The organism is Promicromonospora sp. NPDC050880 (assembly GCF_044456525.1).
Classification (GTDB): domain Bacteria; phylum Actinomycetota; class Actinomycetes; order Actinomycetales; family Cellulomonadaceae; genus Promicromonospora.
Genome location: NZ_JBITFV010000001.1, coordinates 762,804 through 785,385 on the forward strand (window position 1 = coordinate 762,804; position 22,582 = coordinate 785,385).

13 protein-coding genes are annotated in these 22,582 nt (G+C 72.3%); 8 read left to right on the plus strand and 5 right to left on the minus strand.

The genetic code is table 11. The annotated features are described in order from the left end of the window. Positions 1–26: 26 nt before the first annotated feature. The 4 genes from ACIBBF_RS03465 to ACIBBF_RS03480 all read right to left on the minus strand — a co-directional run bounded on the left by ACIBBF_RS03465 (position 27) and on the right by ACIBBF_RS03480 (position 4,111). On the minus strand, positions 27–1,196 hold the full coding sequence (locus ACIBBF_RS03465) for a septum formation family protein (protein WP_397410503.1): 1,170 nt from the start codon (positions 1,194–1,196) through the stop codon (positions 27–29). 64 nt (positions 1,197–1,260) lie between these two features. Continuing rightward, a complete protein-coding gene (locus ACIBBF_RS03470) occupies positions 1,261–2,223 on the minus strand; it encodes a septum formation family protein (protein ID WP_397410505.1) in 963 nt (320 codons plus the stop codon). After that, the gene (locus tag ACIBBF_RS03475) at positions 2,220–2,978 is read right to left on the minus strand and encodes a CD225/dispanin family protein (RefSeq protein ID WP_397410507.1); all 759 of its coding nucleotides are present in this window, start codon (positions 2,976–2,978) and stop codon (positions 2,220–2,222) included. The genes ACIBBF_RS03470 and ACIBBF_RS03475 overlap by 4 nt, the downstream gene beginning before the upstream one ends. 161 nt (positions 2,979–3,139) lie before the next feature. Beyond that, on the minus strand, positions 3,140–4,111 hold the full coding sequence (locus tag ACIBBF_RS03480; protein ID WP_397410509.1) for an MIP/aquaporin family protein: 972 nt from the start codon (positions 4,109–4,111) through the stop codon (positions 3,140–3,142). Positions 4,112–4,284: 173 nt separating this feature from the next. On the opposite strand from ACIBBF_RS03480, the gene ACIBBF_RS03485 reads away from it, so the two are divergent. From ACIBBF_RS03485 to ACIBBF_RS03495, 3 genes are all read left to right on the plus strand, one after another. Then, complete coding sequence (locus tag ACIBBF_RS03485; protein ID WP_397410511.1) at positions 4,285–5,274, plus strand: malate dehydrogenase; 990 nt, start codon at positions 4,285–4,287, stop codon at positions 5,272–5,274. Between the two features lie 154 nt (positions 5,275–5,428). Then, positions 5,429–7,639, plus strand: a complete 2,211-nt coding sequence (locus ACIBBF_RS03490; RefSeq protein WP_397410513.1) for an NADP-dependent isocitrate dehydrogenase — start codon at positions 5,429–5,431, stop codon at positions 7,637–7,639. A 147-nt stretch (positions 7,640–7,786) separates the two neighbouring features. Then, the gene (locus ACIBBF_RS03495; protein ID WP_397410515.1) at positions 7,787–11,434 is read left to right on the plus strand and encodes an ATP-binding cassette domain-containing protein; all 3,648 of its coding nucleotides are present in this window, start codon (positions 7,787–7,789) and stop codon (positions 11,432–11,434) included. A 15-nt stretch (positions 11,435–11,449) separates the two neighbouring features. Here the strand turns inward: ACIBBF_RS03495 and ACIBBF_RS03500 are convergent, their stop codons facing one another. After that, positions 11,450–12,937: an MFS transporter gene (locus tag ACIBBF_RS03500; RefSeq protein WP_397410517.1), complete on the minus strand. Its 1,488-nt coding sequence runs from the start codon at positions 12,935–12,937 to the stop codon at positions 11,450–11,452. A gap of 45 nt (positions 12,938–12,982) precedes the next feature. Here ACIBBF_RS03500 and ACIBBF_RS03505 point away from each other — a divergent pair, with 45 nt between their 5' ends. From ACIBBF_RS03505 to ACIBBF_RS03525, 5 genes are all read left to right on the plus strand, one after another. Next, positions 12,983–13,429, plus strand: coding sequence for a GNAT family N-acetyltransferase (locus tag ACIBBF_RS03505; RefSeq protein ID WP_397410519.1), 447 nt, complete (start codon positions 12,983–12,985; stop codon positions 13,427–13,429). A 293-nt stretch (positions 13,430–13,722) separates the two neighbouring features. Beyond that, entirely contained in the window at positions 13,723–19,251 is a 5,529-nt protein-coding gene (gene pulA, locus ACIBBF_RS03510) for a pullulanase-type alpha-1,6-glucosidase (protein ID WP_397410521.1), read from the plus strand. A gap of 213 nt (positions 19,252–19,464) precedes the next feature. Continuing rightward, positions 19,465–20,814, plus strand: coding sequence for an extracellular solute-binding protein (locus tag ACIBBF_RS03515; protein WP_397410523.1), 1,350 nt, complete (start codon positions 19,465–19,467; stop codon positions 20,812–20,814). A 4-nt stretch (positions 20,815–20,818) separates the two neighbouring features. After that, on the plus strand, positions 20,819–21,694 hold the full coding sequence (locus tag ACIBBF_RS03520) for a carbohydrate ABC transporter permease (RefSeq protein WP_397410525.1): 876 nt from the start codon (positions 20,819–20,821) through the stop codon (positions 21,692–21,694). Further along, positions 21,694–22,581 (plus strand): carbohydrate ABC transporter permease, encoded by an 888-nt coding sequence (locus tag ACIBBF_RS03525; RefSeq protein WP_397410527.1) that lies wholly within the window; start codon positions 21,694–21,696, stop codon positions 22,579–22,581. The genes ACIBBF_RS03520 and ACIBBF_RS03525 overlap by 1 nt, the downstream gene beginning before the upstream one ends. Position 22,582: the final 1 nt, after the last annotated feature.

Here is a 22,582-nt window from a genome sequence, read left to right on the forward strand (position 1 = left end):
GACTCTCCCGGCTCCCGCCGGACGGGTCAGCGCTCGGCGTCCCGCAGCGTTCCCGTCACCGGCGTCTCCGACTCGACGACGCACAGGATGCGCCGGTCACCCTCGGCCCAGCTCTCCTCCGACGGCGCGATGGGCCAGTACAGCAGCTCCGACCGCGCCCAGCGCAGCCCCACGAACCTCGCGAACTGCGGGTAGCAGTAGGCGTCGGCCGCGTCCCAGAGCGCCTGCTGGGTGGGCGCCTCGCCGTCCTTCGCCAGGCTGTCGTCCGCCGTGGTCTCCGCGTAGATCTCGCCGCCGTGCGCCGTGGTGCAGGACACCACGGGGATCCGGTACAGCGTGGACTGGCCGGACGTCGCACTGGTGTCGAAGCAGTCGCCGACCTCCAGGTCGGGGATCTCCGCGCCGGACGTGGCCGTCGCGTCCGACCCCGGGTCCGCCGCGCCGCCGTCCTCCGGGGAGGTGCCGGGGTCGGTGCCGTCGGCCGGGTCCTCGCCGTACCCGTCCTCGCCGGCGTCCTCGCCGGACTGGTCGTCTGCGTACGGGTCCTGGGCGTACGGGTCCTGCGCGGAGAGGTCCTCTCCGTACGGATCCTCTCCGTACGGGTCCTCGGCATACGGGTCGTTCGCATACGGGTCGCCGGACGGTGCGGCGGTCGACGTCGGGGCGCCGCCGCCGCCGGGCGTCCCGATGCCCAGCGGGCCGGCCAGCGCCGGGGGCACGAACGACCGGGCCGCCGCGACGACGCCCGGCGGGAGCGACGACGCGTAGGTGGGTGCGGCCACGATGCCGATCGCCAGCGCGACGAGGCCGACGACGCCCGTGGTCACCGCACCGAGTGCGAAGTCGAGGGTGTGCACCGACGACTTCCTGGCGCGGCGGAAGCTGCCCGTGCCGTTGGCCTCGGCGGTCCGCATCGAGAGCACGAGCGCGGGGATCGCGAGCGGCCAGAAGAAGAGGAAGGCCGCGACGACCCAGCCGACCCGCGTCGAGGAAGGGCCGGTGGGGGCGTCGTCGTCGGTGCCGATGGTGCCGGTCTCGGCCTCAGTCCCCGCGTGGCCCGTCGTGTCGGCTCGCGCCTCCGCGCCGTCCGCTTCCGCACGCCCCGTCCCGTCTGTCCCCGCCGGCGCCGCTGACGTGGCCGTGACCTGCGGCTCGGGTGCGCCGGCGTCGGGGGAGGGCTGCGTGGAGTCGGCCATGATGCGCGATCGTAGCGGTGCGGGGTTTCGCGACGGAAGCCTGCCCGACGTCGTCCCCTGCTGGTCAGCCGCCGTTCGCCCGATGGTCGCCGACCGGGCCGACGACGTCGGTCTCGGACTCGGCGAGGCACGCGATCCGGCGGTCCTGCGCACGCCAGTCCCACGCGTCCGGTGCGGTGTGCCAGACGTGCAGGCCCGCGCCGTCGGCCGGGCCGCCGGTCGCCTTCGCGAGCGCGGCACGGCAGGCCTCGTCGGCGTGCTCCGCCATCCACCGGTCGCCGGGATAGTCGGGGGAGATCGTGCCGAAGTCCTCCCTGAGCGCCCAGCCGGCGATGTAGGTGACCTCGTACAGCTCGCCTCCGTGCGGCTCGTCGCACGGCACCACGGCGACGGTCCGCACCACGTCGGTCAGACCGTCGGTGAGATAGCAGTCGCCCTCGCGCAGCTCCCACACGCTGGTCCCGTCGGCCGGGCCCGAACCGGGCTCGTTGTCGGCCACGTAGCTGGTCGCGGACTCCGGAGGGCCGAGCCGGGACTCGCCCCAGAGCACGAGCGCGACGAAGCCGACCAGCATGGCGACCGTCAGCACGAGGCTGACCACGATCGTGCACACGAGGCCGGTGATGCCGGCCCGGCGCGCCTTTGCCGCCTCGGCGGACGCCTGCTCGAGGTCCCCGGTGGCGAGGGCGAGCGTGGCCCGCTGGGTGTGTGGGTAGGCCCAGAGACCGAACGGCCACCACGACAGCAGGGCGACGATCGTCCACCCGATGCCGGACGACGGCGGCGCGGGCGGGCGAGGCACCGGGTGATAGGGCGCCGGTCCGGCGACGTCGGGAGCAGGCACACCGGGAGCAGGCACCCCGGGGGCGGGCGCGTACGGGCCCGGGGTATAGGCGCCGGAGGGACGCGAGCCCGAGGCGTACGGCGGGGCGGGCTCCGCGAAGAGCGGCCGAGCGGGAGCCGGGCCGTCCGGGGTGGGTGCGGTGCCGTCTGGCGGGACCAGCGGGGGCAGGTCGTGGCCGCTCACGAGGTGGCTCCCTTCGCCAGGACCTGCGGGTGCGCCGAGAACTCGCCCTCCACCGGGTACAGCGCCTCGACGAAGCAGACGCTCGTGCGCCCGCCGGCCCGCCAGTCCTCGGCGTCGGGCTGGAACGTCCAGACGGGCGAGTCCGACGCGGCCGGCATCCCCGTGTAGTCCTCGTACCGCGGCCAGCACTCGTACCAGACGTCGTCCTCGATGGCCGTGGTGCCAGGGAACTCGTCGTAGAGGTGCTCGGTCACGTCGATCACCAGGCCGTCGTGTGCGCGGCTGCAGGGGATGACGTCGATCATCGCCCACTCCGAGTCCCAGTCCGGGGCCATGAAGCAGTCGCCCGTCTCCAGCTCCAGCGGCTCGACCTTGATGGCCTCCCGCACCGGGGCAGCGGCCGTGCGGTACGAGTCGGGTGCCGCGGTCGCCGTCGGTGCGTCTGCGAGCCCCAGCAGCTCCGGTCCGTACCGGACGCCGAGCACGGCGAGCGTCACGTAGGTCGCGAGGCCGAGGGCGGTGGTGACCGCACCGACCAGGACGCCGACCCGGGCGAGGCCACGCGCGGTGTGCGCCTCCGCCTCCGCCGTCGTGCCGTCGCCGGCGCCGAGCGCGCGGGCGGCCCGGTTCGCGGCCAGCACGGCCGGGATCGCCAGGGGCCAGAAGAAGACCATCGACGCGACGATCCAGCCGCGGTGCACGGGCACCTGGAGAGTGCCGGGCGCGACGTCGGCAGGGGGTGGGGAAGCGGACACGGCTGATATCTACCAGGTGTCCCGCGCGCTCCCGGGCGGCGTGACCGGATCGTGAGGGGAGTTCACCCGGTGGCACGGGCCGGACAGGTTCCCGGTGCACGACGACGGGGCCGCACCCCCGGAGGAGAGCGCGGCCCCGTCGTCGTGCGAGTGCTGCGGGATCAGGCCTTGTCGTCGGTCTTCTTCCCGGGCTCCGCGGACTCCTGCGCGGCCTCCTCGGCAGCGGGCGTCGTGGCGGGCGTCGCAGCGGGCTCGGCGGCGGCCGGCTCGACGACGGACTCGTCGTCATCGTCCTCGTCGTCGTCCTCGTCGAGGTCCTCGAGCTCCTCCTCGGCCTCGGCCGAGCCGAACGCGCGGTAGAAGAGCGCGGCCAGGGCGGCGCCGACGAGCGGCGCGACCCAGAACAGCCAGAGCTGGCGACCGGAGCCGTCGGCGCCCCAGCTGTTGGCGAAGAGCGCGGCGGCCGTGGAGCGGGCCGGGTTCATGCCCGCGTTGGTGACGAACCACGAGACCAGGGTGAGCGCGGCGATGGCGCTGCCGACGGCGACCGGGGCGTAGCCGACCTTGCTCCGCGGGTCGTTGACGCCGAGGTACACGCCGACGAGCACGGCCGAGATGATGACCTCGACCAGCAGGGCCGGGAGCCAGTCGAACTGCGCCTGGCCCTGGGTCTGCAGGTAGAGCGGAGAGTTCTGTGCGAAGCCGTTGACCGCGGAGTCGAAGGCGTCGGGCGTGCTCTCCTTGCCGAGCAGCGTGAGGAGCGGCTGCGGCACGGTCGCGAACAGCACGGCCGCCGCGAGGATCGCGCCCACGAGCTGCGCACCCCAGTAGCTGAACATGCTGGAGATCGAGATGCGCCCGCCGAGCCAGGCACCCAGCGAGATCGCGGGGTTGAAGTGCGCTCCGGAGACGCGGCCGACGGCCGCGGCACCCGCGATGTAGGCGAACGCCCCACCGAGCGCCACACCGAGCCCGCCGACCGTGTTCAGCGGGCTGTAGACGAGCACACCCACGATCACGAGCGTCAGCAGGAACGTGCCGAAGGTCTCGGCGAGCAGGCGGGAGAGCAGGCTCGGCGTCCGCTCCTCCTCGACCTCGGTGACGCCGCTGGTCGCGGCGAGGTCCTGGGACATGAAGTCAGATCCTTTCAGTGGCGCACCGTCGGGTGCGCGTCGAGGCGGCGTGCGTGCGATGTCGCGCACATCCTGCCATTACCCGCCTGAACAAAACCTGAATCCACGCAGGCGTTTTCTTCATGATGCGCGAGGGCTGGGCGTATGGCCCCCGTCGATGCAAGAGTGGGGCCATGACTGAACCCGTGAATGTCACCGTCACCGGAGCCGCTGGCCAGATCGGGTACGCGCTCCTCTTCCGTATAGCCGCGGGCGAGATGCTCGGCGCGAACACCCCCGTGCGGCTCCGCCTCCTCGAGATCCCGCAGGCCGTGGCGGCCGCCGAGGGTACCGCCATGGAGCTCGACGACTGCGCCTTCCCGACCCTGGCCGGCGTCGACATCTTCGACGACCCGGCCAAGGCCTTCGACGGTGTGAACGTCGCGCTCCTCGTCGGCGCCCGCCCGCGCGGTGCGGGGATGGAGCGGGCCGACCTGCTGGAGGCCAACGGCGGTATCTTCGGCCCGCAGGGCCGGGCGATCAACGACGGCGCCGCCGCCGACGTCCGCGTGCTCGTGGTCGGCAACCCGGCCAACACCAACGCGCTCATCGCGGCGTCCAACGCTCCGGACGTGCCCGCGACGCGCTTCACGGCGATGACCCGCCTGGACCACAACCGCGCGCTCTCGCAGGTCGCGGCCCGGACCGGGACACCGGTCGCGGACATCCGGAGGCTCACCATCTGGGGCAACCACTCCGCCTCGCAGTACCCGGACCTGTTCCACGCCGAGGTCGGCGGGCGCTCGGGTGCCGAGGTCGCGGCCGACACGGCCTGGCTGACCGACGACTTCATCCCGACCGTGGCCAAGCGCGGCGCGGCGATCATCCAGGCCCGCGGGGCGTCGTCGGCGGCTTCGGCCGCGAACGCGGCGATCGCGCACGTGCGCGACTGGACGCTCGGCACGGCCGAGGGCGACTGGACCTCGGCGGGTATCTGGTCCTCCGGCGAGTACGGGGTACCGGAGGGGCTCGTCTCCTCGTTCCCGGTCACCTCCGACGGCAGCGGCGAGTGGAAGATCGTCGAGGGGCTGGAGATCGACGACTTCTCCCGGGCCCGCATCGACGCGAGCGTCGCCGAGCTGGCGGAGGAGCGCGACGCCGTCCGCGGGCTGGGTCTGATCTGAGTCCTCGCGTGGTCGTGGGTGCCGCCGTCGTGCCCACGGCCACGGTGCGGCGGGCGTGAGGTGCGTCTCGTGATTCCGGGGCGGCGGGCCCTCTCAGGTATCTTGATATCGAGAGATCGGCACATTCCACTAACCCGGGGAGTCAGCCACACCCATGTCCACGATCATCTATACCCACACGGACGAGGCCCCGCTTCTGGCGACGTACTCGTTCCTGCCGATCGTCTCGGCGTACGCGGCCAAGGCCGGTGTGGACGTCGAGACCCGCGACATCTCGCTCGCCGGCCGCATCGTCGCGCAGTTCCCGGAGCGGCTCACAGAGGAGCAGCGCCAGCCGGACGCGCTCGCCGAGCTCGGTGAGCTGGCGAACGACCCGTCGGCCAACATCATCAAGCTGCCCAACATCTCGGCGTCGGTGCCGCAGCTCAAGGCGGCGATCGCCGAGCTGCAGGCCCTCGGCTACGACCTGCCGGACTTCCCGGAGAGCGTCGAGACCGACGAGCAGAAGGACGCGCGCGAGCGCTACGGCCGGGTCATGGGCTCCGCCGTGAACCCCGTGCTGCGCCAGGGCAACTCCGACCGCCGCGCGCCGGCGTCGGTCAAGAACTACGCGAAGGCGCACCCGCACCGCATGGGCGCGTGGACGGCCGACTCGAAGACCAACGTGGCGACGATGGGCCACGACGACTTCTTCTCCAACGAGAAGTCCGTGATCATCCCGGCCGACGACACGCTGCGCATCGAGCACGTCGCCACCGACGGCACGGTGACCGTCCTCAAGGACGGGCTGAAGGTGCTGGCGGGCGAGGTCGTCGACGGCACGTTCCTGGACGCCGCCGCGCTGGACGCGTTCCTCGCCGAGTCGATCGAGCGGGCCAAGGCCGAGGGCGTCCTGTTCTCCGTGCACCTCAAGGCCACGATGATGAAGGTCTCCGACCCGATCATCTTCGGCCACGTCGTGAAGGCCTTCTTCAAGCCGGTCTTCGAGAAGTACGGCCAGGACCTGGCCGCCGCCGGGCTCTCGGCGAACGACGGCCTGGGCGGCATCTTCGCCGGCCTGGAGGCGCTGCCGAACGGCGCGGAGATCCGTGCCGCGTTCGACGCCGCGCTGGCCGACGGCCCGAAGATGGCCATGGTGAACTCCGACAAGGGCATCACCAACCTGCACGTGCCGTCCGACGTCATCGTCGACGCCTCGATGCCCGCCATGATCCGCATCGGCGGCCACATGTGGGGGCCGGACGGCGAGGAGGCCGACACCCTCGCGGTGATCCCCGACTCCTCGTACGCCGGGATCTACCAGACGGTCATCGACGACTGCCGCGCCAACGGCGCGCTCGACCCGGCCACGATGGGCTCCGTGCCGAACGTGGGCCTCATGGCGCAGGCCGCCGAGGAGTACGGCTCGCACGACAAGACGTTCGAGATCGCCGCCGACGGCACCGTGCGCATCGTGAACGGCGCGGGCGAGGTCGTCATGGAGCACGACGTGCACGCCGGCGACGTCTGGCGCGCCTGCCAGACCAAGGACGCCCCGATCCGCGACTGGGTCAAGCTGGCCGTCACCCGCGCCCGCCTGTCGGACACGCCCGCCGTGTTCTGGCTGAACTCGCGCCGCGCGCACGACGCGAACCTGATCCAGAAGCTGGAGCAGTACCTCCCGGAGCACGACACCGAGGGCCTCGAGATCCACGTCATGGACCCGGCGGAGGCGACGGCGTTCTCGCTCGCGCGCATCCGCCAGGGCCTGGACACCATCTCGGTGACCGGCAACGTGCTGCGCGACTACAACACCGACCTGTTCCCGATCCTCGAGGTCGGCACGTCGGCCAAGATGCTCTCGATCGTGCCGCTCATGAACGGCGGTGGCCTGTTCGAGACCGGCGCCGGCGGCTCGGCCCCGAAGCACGTGCAGCAGCTCGTCGAGGAGGACTACCTGCGCTGGGACTCGCTCGGTGAGTTCTTCGCGCTGGCCGCGTCCTTCGAGCACCTCGCCGTGAGCGAGGGCAACGCCCGGGCGCAGGTCCTGGCCGACACCCTCGACCGGGCCACCGGCACGTTCCTCAACGAGGACCGCTCCCCGGGCCGCAAGCTCGGCACGATCGACAACCGCGGCTCGCACTTCTACCTCGCCCTGTACTGGGCCCGTGAGCTCGCGGCACAGTCCGACGACGCCGAGCTGGCCGCCACGTTCACGCCGCTCGCCGAGGCGCTGGGCGCGGGCGAGGAGAAGATCGTGGAGGAGCTGCTCGCCGTCCAGGGCAAGGCCGCCGACATCGGTGGCTACTACCGTCCGGACGACGCCAAGGCGACCGCGGTGATGCGCCCGAGCACCACGTTCAACGAGGCGCTCGCGTCCCTCTGACGCCGGCCTCCGCCGACGTGCCAGGCCCTCAGGTCGCTCCGGTGACCTGAGGGCCTGACCCGTGAGGGCGGACGGGGAGTGACGTTGGTCGCCCGGTGCGAAAAAGAGGCAGGGACTGTCGGTGTCTCGACGTAGCCTCAGGAAACGATGATCGACGCGCCCCAGACTCCCCAGACCCCGCCCGTACCTGAGGCGTCGCCTCCCCCTGCCCCCGTGCTGACGGACGACCCGGCCCGCCGGCTGGACTGGCGCCGCCTGCGCGGTGCGGCCGCCGTCGTGGCCCTGCTCGCGCTCACCGCGGGCGCCGTCGGGCAGGCCCTGGGTACCGCGGCTGCCGGTCAGCTCGCCGCGCACGCGACCGTCGCCGGGCTCCTGCTCCTCGCCGCGTGCGTGGTGGGCGGCGCGGTGCTCGACGGCGTCGGCCAGGTGGTCTGGGCCGGTGTCGTGGACCGCGCCGAGGGCAAGCTCCGCAGCGACCTGCTCAGCGCCGCCCTGCGTCAGCCGCTGGCGACCCTCTCCGAGCAGGCCGTCGGGGAGGTGCTGGACCGGGTCGACGACGACACGCACGCCGTCGGCACGCTCGTGCGGCGCCAGCTCTGGGGCGCGGGGCGCACCGTCGTGGGCACGGTGCCGATGTGGATCGTCGCGGGCATCACCTGGTGGCCGGCTTGGTTCCTCTTCCCGGTGCTGGGCGTGCTCGTCGCGCTGCTGACCCGGCCGCTGCTCGGTGAGATCGCGCGCCGCAAGGTGATCGAGGAGGCCGCGTGGACGGACCACGCCGCCGCCTTCGAGGAGGCCGTGGCGGCCCGGAACGACCTGCGGACCAGCCTGGGGCAGGCGTTCGCGGTGCGGCGGGTCGCTCAGCTCTCGGCGGTCGTGCACCGCAAGTTCAAGGACGTGGTGCGCGTTGAGGAGCGGCTGCTGCGCCGGGCCGGCCTGGTGATGTACGCGCTGCTGGCCGGGACCGCCGTGGCGTGCGCGGTGGTCGCGTCCGGCGGTGGGCTGTCCGTGGACCAGCTCGTCACGCTCTTCCTGGTCACGGCCATGTTCGTGGGGCAGATGGACAACCTGGTGCACCACCTGCCGGACATCCAGGAGGGTCTGGGCGCCGTGCTCCGCATCCGCCAGATGCTCGCGGTGGAGCCGGAGCCCGAGGGCGGACGGGACGTGCCGGAGGGGCCGCTCGAGCTCGAGCTGCGCGACCTGAGCTTCGCCTACGCCGAGGGCACGTTCGCGCTGTCGGACGTCGACCTCACGGTGCCCGCGGGTGAGACCGTGGCCCTCGTGGGCCGCACCGGCTCGGGCAAGTCGACGCTCGCCGCACTGCTCTCGCGCGCTGTCGAGCCCGAGCCAGGGTCGGTGTTCCTGGGCGGCGTCGACGTGTGCGACCTGGACCTGCAGAAGCTGCGCGGGGCCGTGGGCGTCGTCACCCAGCGCACGGAGATCCTTGCGGGCACCCTCGCGGAGAACATCGCCCTGTTCGCGGACGTGCCGCGCGACGCCGTCGAGGGTGCCGTGCGTGAGCTGGGCCTGGCCGAGTGGGTCGCGGGCATGCCTGACGGCCTCGACACCCTCCTCGGACCGGGCGGCACCACGCTGTCCGCGGGGGAGGAGCAGCTGGTCGCGTTCGCGCGGCTCCTGGTGCGGAACGTGCAGCTCGTCGTGCTCGACGAGGCCACGGCTCGTATGGACCCCCTCACCGAGGCGCGCGTCGTGGCCGCGTCCGACCGGCTGCTCACGGGGCGCACCGGCGTGCTCATCGCGCACCGGCTGGGCACCATCGAGCGCGCCGGGCTCGTCGCGGTGCTCGATCACGGGCGCGTGGTGCAGCAGGGACGGCGCGCCGTCCTCGCTCGCACACCCGGTCCGTTCCGCACGCTCCTGGAGGCAGGGGCGAGCGACGGATCGCTCGACGGGGCTACCGGCGACGACGGCGTGGCGGCTGCCGCGACCGGTGACGTCGCTGTCGATGCGGCGGAGGTGCGTGCTCAGGCTGTCACTGCGACCGCCGACGCCACCCCCACCGGTGCTGGTGGGGCCGCTGCCGACGGGGCCGACGCCGTCGGCGGCCGGCGCCGGACCGGGACCCCGCCCGACCTGCCGCAGCCCGGCACCGGCCCGAGTCTCGCGCGGGGCGTGCTGCACGCGCTGTTCGTGCGGCCGAAGTGGGGCGTGTTCGGTGCGGTCCTGTTCCTGCTGGCGAGCCTGGTCGCGGCGCAGGGCGCGGTCAGCGGCTACCTGTGGGGCCGCACGGTCGAGGAGGTCGGGTCGGGCGTGCTGCCGGTCGGCCTGCTCGTCGCGCTCGCGCTGCTGCTGATCGTGCAGCCGCTCTTCATCTCCCGTGCGCTGGGCGTGTACCCGCGCTGGTGGATCGAGATCCTGCTGCGTATCCGCATGTCCGTGATGCACGGGCAGACCCGGCAGTACCGGCTGCCGGCCACCCCGCCGGGCGAGGTCGTGGCCCGGTCCATGGACGCCGACCGGTTCGTGCGGTACGCCGACCGCTGGGTCGACTTCGTCAACGGGCTCCTGATCGTGGCGGCCACCGCGCTGATCAGCGGGACGTGGACGGCCGGCGCCGTGCTGCTGGCCGTCATGGTGGTCTCGGCCGCGGCGTCGGCCATCGGGCGGCCCATCGCAGGTCGGTCCGCGGCGGGCTCCTCGGCGGCCCGCGCCCGGTTCGGCCGCGCCCTCGTCTCGGCCTTGGACTCCGCGCGCACGGTGAAGCTCGCGGCCCGCACGCCCGACGTGCGCCGACACCTGGGCACGGTGGACTCCGGCCGGGTGAAGGCAGCGATCTTCGAGCACCGGGTGCAGGCCGTGCTCGACTCGGTGCCGCTGGTGACGCTGTACCTCGGCGTCGTCGCAGCCTGGGGATTCCTGCTCACAGGCCGGTGGGACCTGGCCACGACGCTGCTGGTCGCCAACGCCGTCACCGGCTTCGCCTGGTTCGGCGTCGTGGCGGGCGCGGTCGTCACCGAGGCTCCGGGCACCCGGGCATGGCAGGTCGCGACGGCCCGGTTCGCGGGCGGGGTCGACCTGGTGTCGCGGCAGCCGGGGGTGGACCTGGTGACGGGCGTCGCACCGGCGCCGGAGGCACCGCGCCGGGAGCCGCTCGACCGGCTGGACCTGCGCCACGTCACCGCCGTGCACGACGACGGCACCATCGGGGTCTCCGACGTCGACCTGGAGATCCGGCGCGGCGAGCTCGTGCTCCTTCTCGGGCAGGTCGGATCGGGCAAGTCGTCGCTGCTGTCCGCCCTGGCGGGGCTCATGGAGCACACGGGTCAGATCCGGTGGAACGGGACCGAGGTGACCGACGCCCAGGCGTTCCTGCGCCCCGGTCAGGTGGCGCACGTGGCGCAGGTGCCGCGCGTGCTGTCGGGCTCGTTCTCCGACAACGTGCAGCTCGACCACGCGCGCGACCTCGAGGGCCCGATCCGCGGCGCACGCCTTGCCCAGGACATGGCGGACGCCGGCGGCCCGCACGCCCTGGTGGGTCACCGCGGCGTCCGGCTGTCCGGCGGCCAGGTGCAGCGGCTCGCGCTCGCACGGGCGCTCGCGGCGGACACCGAGCTGCTGCTGGCGGACGACGTCTCCAGCGCGCTCGACGCGTCGACCGAGATCGAGCTGTGGGCCGCCCTGCGGGAGCGGGGCACCACGGTGGTGGGTGCGACGTCGAAGCGCGCCGCGCTGGCCCGCGCCGACCGCGTGGTGGTCCTGGTCGACGGCGAGGTGGCCGACGTCGGGCCGTGGTCCGGTCTCGCGCCGAGGTGGGGTCACCTGGCGGGCTGACGCGGGCGGACCCGCCTACGCCGTCGGCGTGGGCGGGTCGACCCGCCGGGGCAGGGCGAAGACCAGCAGGAACGCCACCACCGAGAGTGCGGCGCTGGTGCCCATCGCCATGGTGGCCGCGTGGGCGAACGCGTCAGCGACCACGTCCGGTGTCGGACGGCCCGGCGGGAACGTGAGCGACCCGAACAGCACGGAGCCGACGACGGCGATGCCCGCCGCCGAGCCGATGCGCTGCATCGTGCCGATCACGCCGGACGCTGCGCCGGCCTCGTCGCGGTCCACCGTGGCCACGATGAACTGGGCGTTCGGCGCGATGAAGAGGCCGCTGCCGACGCCGCCGACCAGGAGCGGTGCGGCCAGGTGCCAGTGGTTCAGGTCGCCGGTCGGCACCAGCCAGAGCACCAGCCAGACGGAGACGAGGCCGAGGGCCACCATGCCGGTCCCGATCACGAGCACGCGCCGGCCCAGCCGGTGCGCCAGGCGTTCGCTCTGCGAGGCTCCCACGATCGAGCCGATGGCGAACGGGATGGACACCAGGCCCGATGCCAGGGCGGAGTGCCCGAGGCCCGTCTGCCAGAAGATCGAGATGGTGAAGAAGATGCTCGTGAACGCCGCGAAGTAGACCAGCGCGAGCACCACGCCACCGGTGAAGGCCGGGTGCGAGAAGAGGTGCGGCGGGACGAGCGGGCTGCGGCCGCGGTCCGCGACCCGGCGCTCCCAGAACGCGAACGCGACCAGCAGGAGGAGGCCCCCTGCCAGGGACGTCCAGGTCCACCACGGCCAGCCGGCGTCCTCGCCCTCGATGAGCGGCACGAGGATCGCGACCAGCGCCACCGTGACCAGCAGCAGTCCGAGCGCGTCGACGCCGCGGGCCGTGCCGCCGGCGACGATGCGGGGCAGCAGCATGATCGCAGCGACCACGGCGACCAGCCCGAAGGGCAGGTTGACGAAGAAGATCGAGCGCCAGCCCTCGTCGTCGCCGAACGCCTCGATGAGCAGCCCGCCGACGATCGGCCCGAGCGCCGTGGAGAACCCGATGGCCGCGCCCATCACGGCGAACGCCCGGCCGCGTGTGCGGCCCGTGAACATCAGCTGGATCAGCGCGGTCACCGCCGGGAAGAAGATGCCGCCGCACAGACCCTGGACCACGCGCGCCACGATCAGCTCGGTGGCGCCCGACGCGAGCCCGCACCACAGGCTCGCCAGCGTGAACCCGGCCAGTCCCACGACGAACACCCACTTGTGGCCCACCCGGTCGCCGACCCGTCCGGCGGGGATGAGGGCCAGGCCGTAGGCGAGCGCGTACCCGGAGATGATCCAGGACAGCGTGCCCTCCGAGGCGTCGAGCGACGTACGGATCGTCGGCAGGGCGACGTTCACGATGGTCGTGTCGAGCAGGGCCATCGAGACGCCGAGGATGAGCACCGCGAGTGCGATCCAGGAGCTGCGCGGGGCCGCGTCCGGGACGCCGTCGGGCGCCGCGGGCGCGGAGGAGGTGGTCACAGGAGGATCGTAAGCACCCGACCGGCCCCACCTAGGGTTGGCGGCATGGATCTCACCTTCCGCGACGCCGTCCGCGCCGACCTGCGGCGCGTCGTCGAGCTGATCGCCGACGACGCCGTCGCCGCCCGTCGCACCGGAACCTACGGCGAACCGCACGTCCGCGGGTTCGAGGCCATCGTGGCGAGCCCGGACAACGAGCTGGTCGTCGCCGAGTCCGACGGCGAGGTGATCGGCGTCATGCAGCTCACCTACATCCCGGGGATCTCGCGCAACGGTGCGTCGCGCCTGCTGGTCGAGGCGGTGCGGGTCGACAGCACGCTGCGGGGCCAGGGGATCGGCCGGCTCATGATGGAGCACGCCCACGAGCGCGGCCGGGCGCGGGGCTGTGTGCTGGCCCAGCTCACGTCGGACAAGCAGCGACCGGAGGCGCACCGGTTCTACCGGAGCCTCGGCTACGAGCAGTCGCACGAGGGCTTCAAGCTCCCGCTCTGAGGCGGCGGCATCGTCGTGACCGGGGGCAGGCCGGGATGCCGGACCTCGCGATCGCGCCTGACGTCCTCGGCGGTTGCGCCCTCGCGACCAGGGTGAGGGAACGTGGCCCGCGGGGGTCTGTCACGGGGAGTAGACAATGCCTACTCTCCGTGACGCAGCCCCGCGGGCCACCCTTGCTCCGGAGCCACGCGTCCGCAGTGCATCTTCCGGGCGAGAGCCTTGCTGCAACGTTCTGCAAGCGTTACAGTCGCGCTCGGTTCACACTCGCGTTCCGGACGACGAAGGGGTCATCCATGTCTCGCACCGAGCGTCGGCGCCGGCCGCACGCCCGCCCGTTCCACACGTCGCGCGCAGCGCTTCGTGCGACGGCGGGGCTCGCCTCCGCCGCCCTGATCGCCACGTCCGGCCTTGCGGCGTCCGCGTCGGCGACCACCCCGGTGCAGGAGACCGGCACGGCCGCGGTGCGGCAGGCGACCGGCACCACCGCCGCGGACCGTACGGCAGCCCTCGTCGGCAGCCTCCAGGACGAGCTCGGCTGCGCGGCCGACTGGGACCCGGCCTGCGCCGCCACGGAGCTCGTGGCCCAGGGCGACGGCACCTTCGTGGCCGAGTTCGACCTCCCCGCGGGCACCTACGAGTACAAGGTCGCCCTGGACGACGCGTGGGACGAGTCCTACGGCCGCGACGGCGGCACCGAGAACGCCCCGCTCCACCTCGAGGGCTCGGCGCGCGTTCGCGTCACCTACGACGACACGACCCGCCGCACCGCCCTGACCCCGCTCGGGCTGGCCGGCGACTACACCGAGGCGGACGACGCCCTCGTCCACGACCCCGTGCGCCAGCCGGGCGGCGACGAGCGCTTCTACTTCGTGATGACCGACCGGTTCGCCGACGGCGACCCGACCAACAACGAGGGCGGCCTGGGCGGCGACCGGCTCACCACCGGCTTCGACCCGACCGACAAGGGCTTCTACCAGGGCGGCGACCTCGCCGGCCTGCGCCAGAACCTCGACTACATCGAGGGCCTGGGCACCACCGCGATCTGGCTCACCCCGAGCTTCCTCAACCGCCCCGTGCAGGGCTCCGGCAGCGACGTCAGCGCCGGGTACCACGGCTACTGGATCACCGACTTCACCCGGATCGACCCGCACCTGGGCACCAACGAGGAGCTCGCGGCGCTGATCGACGACGCCCACGCCCGCGGCCTCAAGGTCTACTTCGACATCATCACCAACCACACGGCCGACGTCGTCGACTACGCCGAGGGCACCTACGACTACGTGGACCAGGCCACCACCCCGTACCAGGACGCCGACGGCAACCCGTTCGACCCCGCCGACTTCGCCGGCACGGGCAGCTTCCCCGGGCTCGACGCCGCCACCAGCTTCCCGTACACCCCCGTCGTCGACCCGGCCGACCAGGACGTCAAGGTCCCGGCCTGGCTCAACGACCCCACGCTCTACCACAACCGGGGCAACTCGACGTGGTCCGGGGAGTCGGTGACGTACGGCGACTTCAGCGGCCTGGACGACCTCATGACCGAGCACCCGCGCGTGGTGGACGGCTTCGAGGAGATCTACAAGGCGTGGATCGACCTGGGCATCGACGGCTTCCGCATCGACACGGTCAAGCACGTGAACTTCGAGTTCTGGGAGGAGTGGTCTGCCGAGATCGCCGAGTACGCCCGCGCGCAGGGCAAGGACGAGTTCTTCACCTTCGGCGAGGTCTACGACGCCGACGCCGCCAAGACCTCCCCGTACGTGCGCCGCACCGACATGAGCTCGGTGCTCGACTTCTCGTTCCAGTCGGCGGCCACGAGCTACGCCAGCGGCAACAGCGCGCAGCGGCTCGCGGACCTGTACGCCTCCGACGACCTGTACACGACGCCGCACAGCAGCGCCTCGGCCCTGCCCACGTTCCTGGGCAACCACGACATGGGCCGCGTCGGCTACATGCTGTCGGGCGCCGAGAACCCGCTGGAGCGCGACGAGCTGGCGCACGAGCTGATGTACCTCACCCGCGGTCAGCCCGTCGTCTACTACGGCGACGAGCAGGGCTTCGCGGGCACCGGCGGCGACAAAGACGCACGCCAGAGCCTGTTCGCGACCCAGGTCGACGAGTACGCCGACCAGCCGCTGGTCACCGGCGAGCAGGCCGGCAGCACCGACCGCTACGCCACCGACGCGCCGCTCTACGAGCACATCGCCGCCCTCGCGGCCCTGCGCGAGGAGCACCCGGCCCTGGCGTCCGGTGCGCAGATCGAGCGCTACGCCGAGGACGGTGCCGGCGTCTACGCCTTCTCCCGCGTGGACCGCGAGGAGAAGGTCGAGCACCTGGTCGCGGCCAACAACGCCGCCCAGCAGCGCACGGTCACGTTCGACACGCTCACCCCGGGCGCCGTGTACGCGCCGCTGTACGGCACCAGCGCCGAGGTCACGGCCGACGCCGACGGCGCGGTGACGCTCACTGTCCCGGCGCGCTCCTCGATCGTGCTGGTCGCCGACCGCAGCGTGGGCGCGGACCCCGCGGGTACCGTCACCGTGGTCCCGGGCACGAGCGCCCGGCCGGGCGCGGCCGTCACCGGTGTGGCCCCCGTGGCTGCGGGTATCGATGACGCCTGGGCCGAGACCTCCTTCGCCTGGCGCGCCGTGGGCACCGACGAGTGGCACGACCTCGGCACCGCCGAGGACACCTCGCCGCGGGTCTTCCACGACATCGCCGACGAGGCGGGGCTCCCCGAAGGCACCCTCGTCGAGTACCGCGCCGTCACCCAGGATGCCGACGGCGACCGTGCCGCGGCCAGCTCCTACGCGTCGGTGGGCGTGGACGTCAGCGGCGTCGTCGACGACCCCACGGACCCCGACGTCGACCTGGTGACCGTGCCGGGCTCGCACAACAGCGAGATGGGCTGCGCCGGCGACTGGACGCCCGACTGCGAGGCCGCGCGTCTCACCCTCGCCGACGACGGCACCTACACCGGCACGTTCGAGCTGCCCGCCGGGTCCTACGAGTTCAAGGTGGCGCTGAACGGCTCCTGGGCCGAGAACTACGGCGCCGACGGCGTGCGGGACGGCGCCAACATCGCCTACTCGACCGGCGGCGGCCCGGTCACGTTCACCTGGGACCCGGAGACCAAGGTGCCGTCCGTCCAGGTCGGCACCCCGGGAACGCCCGGCGAGGGGCAGCAGGCCGCGCACTGGGTGCGTCAGGGGCTCGTCCTGGTCCCGGCCGCCGGCTTCGGCTCCGGCGACACCTGGGCCCTGGAGACCGAGGCGGCGTCGTACCCGCTGAGCCCGGCGGACGGCACGGGCGACGTGCCAGCGGACGTGGCCGAGGACTTCCCGCACCTGGCCGGACACCTCGCCCTGGAGGCCGAGGGCCTGACCCGGGCCGCGGCGACGTCGGCCCTGCAGGGGGCGCTGCGCCTGACCCGGCACGACGGCGAGACCCTGACCGCCGCCACCGGCGTGCAGATCCCCGGTGTGCTGGACGACCTGTTCGCGACCGACCGCGCGCTGGGCGTGACGTGGCAGGGCAGCAAGCAGGCCTCCTTCGCGCTCTGGGCGCCCACGGCCCGCGCCGTGACGCTGCAGGCCTGGCCCGCGGGCCGGTCGCCCGACGCCGAGCCGCGCACCTTCGCGCTGACCCGGCAGAAGGACGGCGCCTGGACGCTCGACGGCGGCCGCGCCGACCGCCGGCTCGACTGGCGTGGTGCCCGCTACCGCTACGCCGTCGAGGTGTACGTGCCGAGCACCGGCCAGGTCGAGACGAACGTGGTGACCGACCCCTACTCGGTGGGCCTCACGCTGAACTCGACGCACTCGGTCGCGCTCGACCTCGACGACACGGCGTGGCAGCCCAAGGTCTGGCGGAACACACCCGCGCCACGGGTGGAGCGCGCCGTGGACCAGACCATCTACGAGCTGCACGTGCGGGACTTCTCCAGCTCCGACGAGACCGTGCCCGAGCGCCTGCGCGGCACCTACGGCGCGTTCGGCGTCAAGGGCTCGGACGGCATGAAGCACCTGCGGTCGCTCGCCGACGCCGGGCTCACCACCGTGCACCTGCTGCCCACCTTCGACATCGCGACGATCCCCGAGGACCGCGCCGACCAGGCCACGACCGGCGACCTGACGGGCTTCGCGCCCGACGGCACGGAGCAGCAGGCCGCCGTCGGCGAGGTGCAGGGCAGCGACGCGTTCAACTGGGGCTACGACCCGTACCACTTCATGGCCCCGGAAGGTTCCTACGCGGTGCAGGCCGACGGCGGGGCGCGCGTCGCCGAGTTCCGCTCGATGGTCGGCAACTTGCACGGCGCCGGTCTGCAGGTGGTGCTCGACCAGGTGTTCAACCACACCGCGGCGTCGGGCCAGGACCCGACGTCGGTGCTGGACCGCGTGGTGCCCGGCTACTACCACCGGCTCAACGCGACCACGGGCGCCGTCGAGACCAGCACCTGCTGCCAGAACGTCGCCACCGAGCACGCCATGGCGAGCAAGCTCATGGTCGACTCCGTGGTCACCTGGGCCCGCGACTACCACGTCGACGGCTTCCGGTTCGACCTCATGGGCCACCACTCGCGCGAGAACATGGAGGCCGTCCGGGCCGGGCTGGACGCGCTCACCCTGCGGCGGGACGGCGTCGACGGCAAGAGCGTGTACCTGTACGGCGAAGGCTGGGACTTCGGCGAGGTCGCGGGCAACGCCCGGTTCGAGCAGGCCACGCAGGGCCAGCTCGGCGGCACCGGCATCGGCACCTTCAGCGACCGTCTGCGCGACGCCGTCCACGGCGGCTCGCCGGTCGACGGGTCGTCGCTGTTCACGCAGGGCTTCGGCACCGGCCTGTTCACCGACCCGAACGGGCGGGACGCGCGGCTGGAGGACCCGGCGTCGGTCAACGACGGCGGCGACGACGAGGCCGCGGACCTGGCCCACCAGACCGACCTGGTCAAGCTCGGGCTGGCCGGCAACCTGAGATCCTTCGAGGTCACCACCGCGACGGGGGAGCAGGTCCGCGGCGACGAGCTCGACTACCGGGGCGCGCCCGCGGGCTACGCGGACTCGCCGGAGGAGGTCGTCACGTACGTCGACGCCCACGACAACGAGACGCTGTTCGACCTGCTGACGCTCAAGCTGCCGGCAGACACGTCGATGACCGACCGCGTCCGGATGAACACGGTCTCGCTGGCCACCGCCGCGTTGTCGCAGTCGCCGTCGTTCTGGCACGCGGGCACCGACCTGCTGCGCTCCAAGTCCCTGGACCGCAACTCGTTCGACTCCGGCGACTGGTTCAACGCCATCGACTGGTCGGGCCAGGACAACGGGTTCGGGCGCGGCCTGCCGATGGCGGCCGACAACGAGGACAAGTGGCCGTACCAGCGGCCCCTGCTCGCCGACGCCGCGCTCAAGCCGGACGCCGACGACATCGGCTTCGCCTCCGCGCAGGCCCGTGAGCTGCTGGAGCTGCGGAACTCGACCGAGCTGTTCCGGCTGGGCTCCGCGGACCTGATCCGCGAGAAGGTGACGTTCCCCGGTTCCGGGCCGGACGCCGTGCCCGGCGTCATCACGATGTCGATCGACGACCGGGCGGGCCGGACCGACGTCGACCGCACGCTGGACGGCGTGCTCGTGGTGTTCAACGCGTCGCCGGACGAGGCGTCCGTCGAGGTGCCCGAGCTGGCGGGGCGGGACTACGCGCTGTCCCGCATCCAGGCACGCGGCGCGGACCCGGTGGTGCGGGGCACCGCCTGGGACGCCGCGACGGGCACCGTCACGGTGCCGCCCCGCACGGTGGCGGTCCTGACGGACCCGCGGGGCCGCTGACCGGCCTGACCGGCCTGCCCGGCCGCTGAGCAGCCGCTCACCAGGCGATCGGGCGGGGGCAGGAAGGGTGGGGAGGGGGCGGGATCGGCGGGCGGGGGTGACAGCGCTGACAATTCCTCGGCGGAGTCCCTTGACTCGGGCCCGCCAGGGGTGAATCGTGTGCGTCAGTTGGTCCGGCGGCGTAGCCGGGCTCGCACGACGCAAGGGAGCTTCATGCGCACGGCACGATTCCTCATCGCACCCGTCACTGCAGCGGCACTCGCCCTCTCGCTCGGTGCCTGCGGCTCCGGTGGAGGCGGCTCCGACTCCTCCACGATCAAGGTGGCCTACCAGAAGTTCGGCAACTTCACGCAGGCCGACGAGCTGTTCAAGGACGTCAAGGCCGACTTCGAGGAGGCCAATCCCGGCATCACCGTGGAGCTGGTGCCCATCGAGGCGCAGCAGAACGACTACTTCACCAAGCTCGCCCTCATGAACCGGTCGCCCAGCACGGCGCCCGACGTCATGTACGAGGACACGTACATGATCAAGTCCGACGTCGAGGCCGGGTATCTGGCGCCGCTCGACGACTACCTCGCGGAGTGGGACGAGTGGGACCAGTTCGTCGACAGCGCCAAGGAGGCCGGCGCCGGCGACGACGGCAAGACCTACGGCGTCTCCATGGGCACCGACACGCGCGGCCTGTGGTTCAACAAGGACGTGCTGGCCAAGGCGGGCCTGCCGGAGGACTGGGCGCCCAAGTCGTGGGACGAGCTCCTGGATGCCGCCCGGGCCATCAAGGAGTCGGACCCGGACGTGGTCCCGTTCAACATGTACTCCGGCAAGCCGCAGGGCGAGGCCGCCGTGATGCAGGGCTTCGAGATGCTCCTGTACGGCACGGGCGACACCCTCTACGAGGACGGCAAGTGGGTGCTGGGCTCGCAGGGCTTCGTCGACAGCCTCGACTTCATCACCACCGTGTTCACCGAGGGCCTGGCGCCGACGCCGCAGCAGGCGCTCGACACCAACATCGGCAACACGGTGCAGGCCGAGTGGCTGCCCGAGGGCAAGGTCGGCATCGCGCTCGACGGCTCCTGGGTGGCGGGCAACTGGCTCGAGTCCGGCGTCGCGCCGTGGCCCGAGTGGTCCGAGAAGATGGGCACCGCGCCCATGCCCACGCAGGACGGCGCCGACCCGGGTGCCGTGAGCATGTCGGGCGGCTGGACCCTCGCGATGGGCTCCGGCTCCAAGAACCCGGATGCCGCGTTCGAGTTCATCTCGATGGCGCTGAACCGGGAGAACTCCCTCTGGTTCGACGTCGCGAACAGCCAGATCGCGGTCCGCACCGACGTCGCGGAGGACCCGGAGTACACCAAGACGAACCCCACCACGGAGTTCTTCACCGGCCTGGTCGACGTGACCAACTTCCGGCCCGCGACCTCGGACTACCCGAAGGTCTCGAACGAGATCATGGTCGCGATGGAGGCCGTGATGACCGGGCAGCAGACGCCGGAGGAGGCCGCGGCCGCCTACGACGAAGCGGTGATCGGCATCGTCGGCGAAGAGAACACGGTCCAGGGCTGACCTGATGGCCGTCACGTCCCGCGGCGTGGCGCGAGTGGTTCCGCTCGCGCCCGCCGTCGTCCTGCTCGCCCTGTTCATGCTCGGCCCCGTGGTGTGGTCGTTCTACGGCTCGTTCACCAACGCCGCCCTGACCGGCCCCGCCGCCCTGAGCCCGGAGTGGATCGGGTTCGACAACTACGCCGCGCTGATCGGTGACCCCGACTTCCCCAAGTCGCTGTGGCTCACCGTCGTGTTCGTGTTCCTGTCCGCCGTGGTGGGGCAGAACGTCATGGGCATCCTGCTGGCCGGCCTGCTCCGCTCGGCGGTCAAGCCGGTGCGCTCGATCGCCTCGACCGTGGTCGTCGCCGCGTGGGTGCTGCCCGAGATCGTCGCGGCGTTCGCGGCGTACGCGTTCTTCCACTCCGAGGGCACGCTCAACACGCTGCTCGGCGGCATCGGGATCACGGGGCCGGACTGGCTCTACTCCACGCCGATGCTCGCGGTGATCCTCGCCAACATCTGGCGCGGTACGGCCTTCTCGATGATGGTCTACTCGGCCGCCCTCGCGGAGGTGCCGCCGGAGCTCACGGAGGCCGCCCAGCTCGACGGCGCCAACGGGCTGCAACGCCTCGCCTGGGTGACCCTGCCCGTGATCCGGCGCAGCATCTCGACCAACCTGATGCTGACCACGCTGCAGACGCTCTCGGTGTTCACGCTCATCTACGTGATGACCGGCGGTGGACCGGGCACGGACAGCTCGACCCTGCCGATCCTGGCCTACCAGGAGGCGTTCAAGTTCGCGCAGGTCGGCTACGGCACGGCCATCGCGACCGTGATGATCATCGTGGGCGGGATCTTCTCCGTGATCTACATCCGCGCGCTCCGACCGGAGGTGGACTGATGACGGACACTCTGACGAGGCCCGCGGCGCCGGCCCGCAGCGGCGGGCTCGGCACGCTGGCCGCACCCCGCGGCACGGCCACCAAGGTGGCCGCCAACGTGGTGCTGCTCGTGATCGCCCTGTGCTTCGTGCTCCCGATGGCCTGGGTGCTCGTGGCGTCCTTCGACGCGGAGGCGACGCTCTCCTTCGGCCTGCCCGACGCCGTGACCACCGCCAACTTCGCGGCGATCATGACGCCGGAGCTCACCTGGCTCCCGCTGTGGAACGCGTTCGTGCTGTCGGCGGGGTCGGGGGCGATCACGGTGGTGGTCGCGGTGCTCGCGGCGTACCCGCTGTCGCGGTATCGGATGCGGTTCGGCAAGTACTTCCTGTACTCGGTGCTGTTCGGCACCTGCCTGCCGATCACGGCGATCATGGTCCCGGTGTACGCGCTGTTCGTGCAGCTCAACCTGCTCGACTCGCTGCCCGGAACCATCTTCTTCATGGCGGCGACGTCGCTGCCCATGGCGATCTGGATGACCAAGAACTTCATGGACTCGGTGCCGATCTCGCTGGAGGAGGCCGCCTGGACCGAGGGGGCGTCGGCCATGCAGGCGCTGCGCCGGGTGGTCCTGCCGCTCATGCGGCCCGGCATCGCCGTGGTGTTCATCTTCGTGTTCGTGCAGGCGTGGGGGAACTTCTTCGTCCCGTTCGTGCTGCTGCTCTCCCCGGAGAAGCAGCCGGCGGCCGTGAGCATCTTCGCGTTCTTCGGGCAGTACGGGTCGGTCGCCTACGGGCAGCTCGCGGCGTACTCGCTGTTGTACGCGGCGCCGGTGCTCGGTCTGTACGTGCTGGTCACCCGCATCTCGGGCTCAGCCTTCGCCCTGGCAGGTGCGGTCAAGGGCTGAG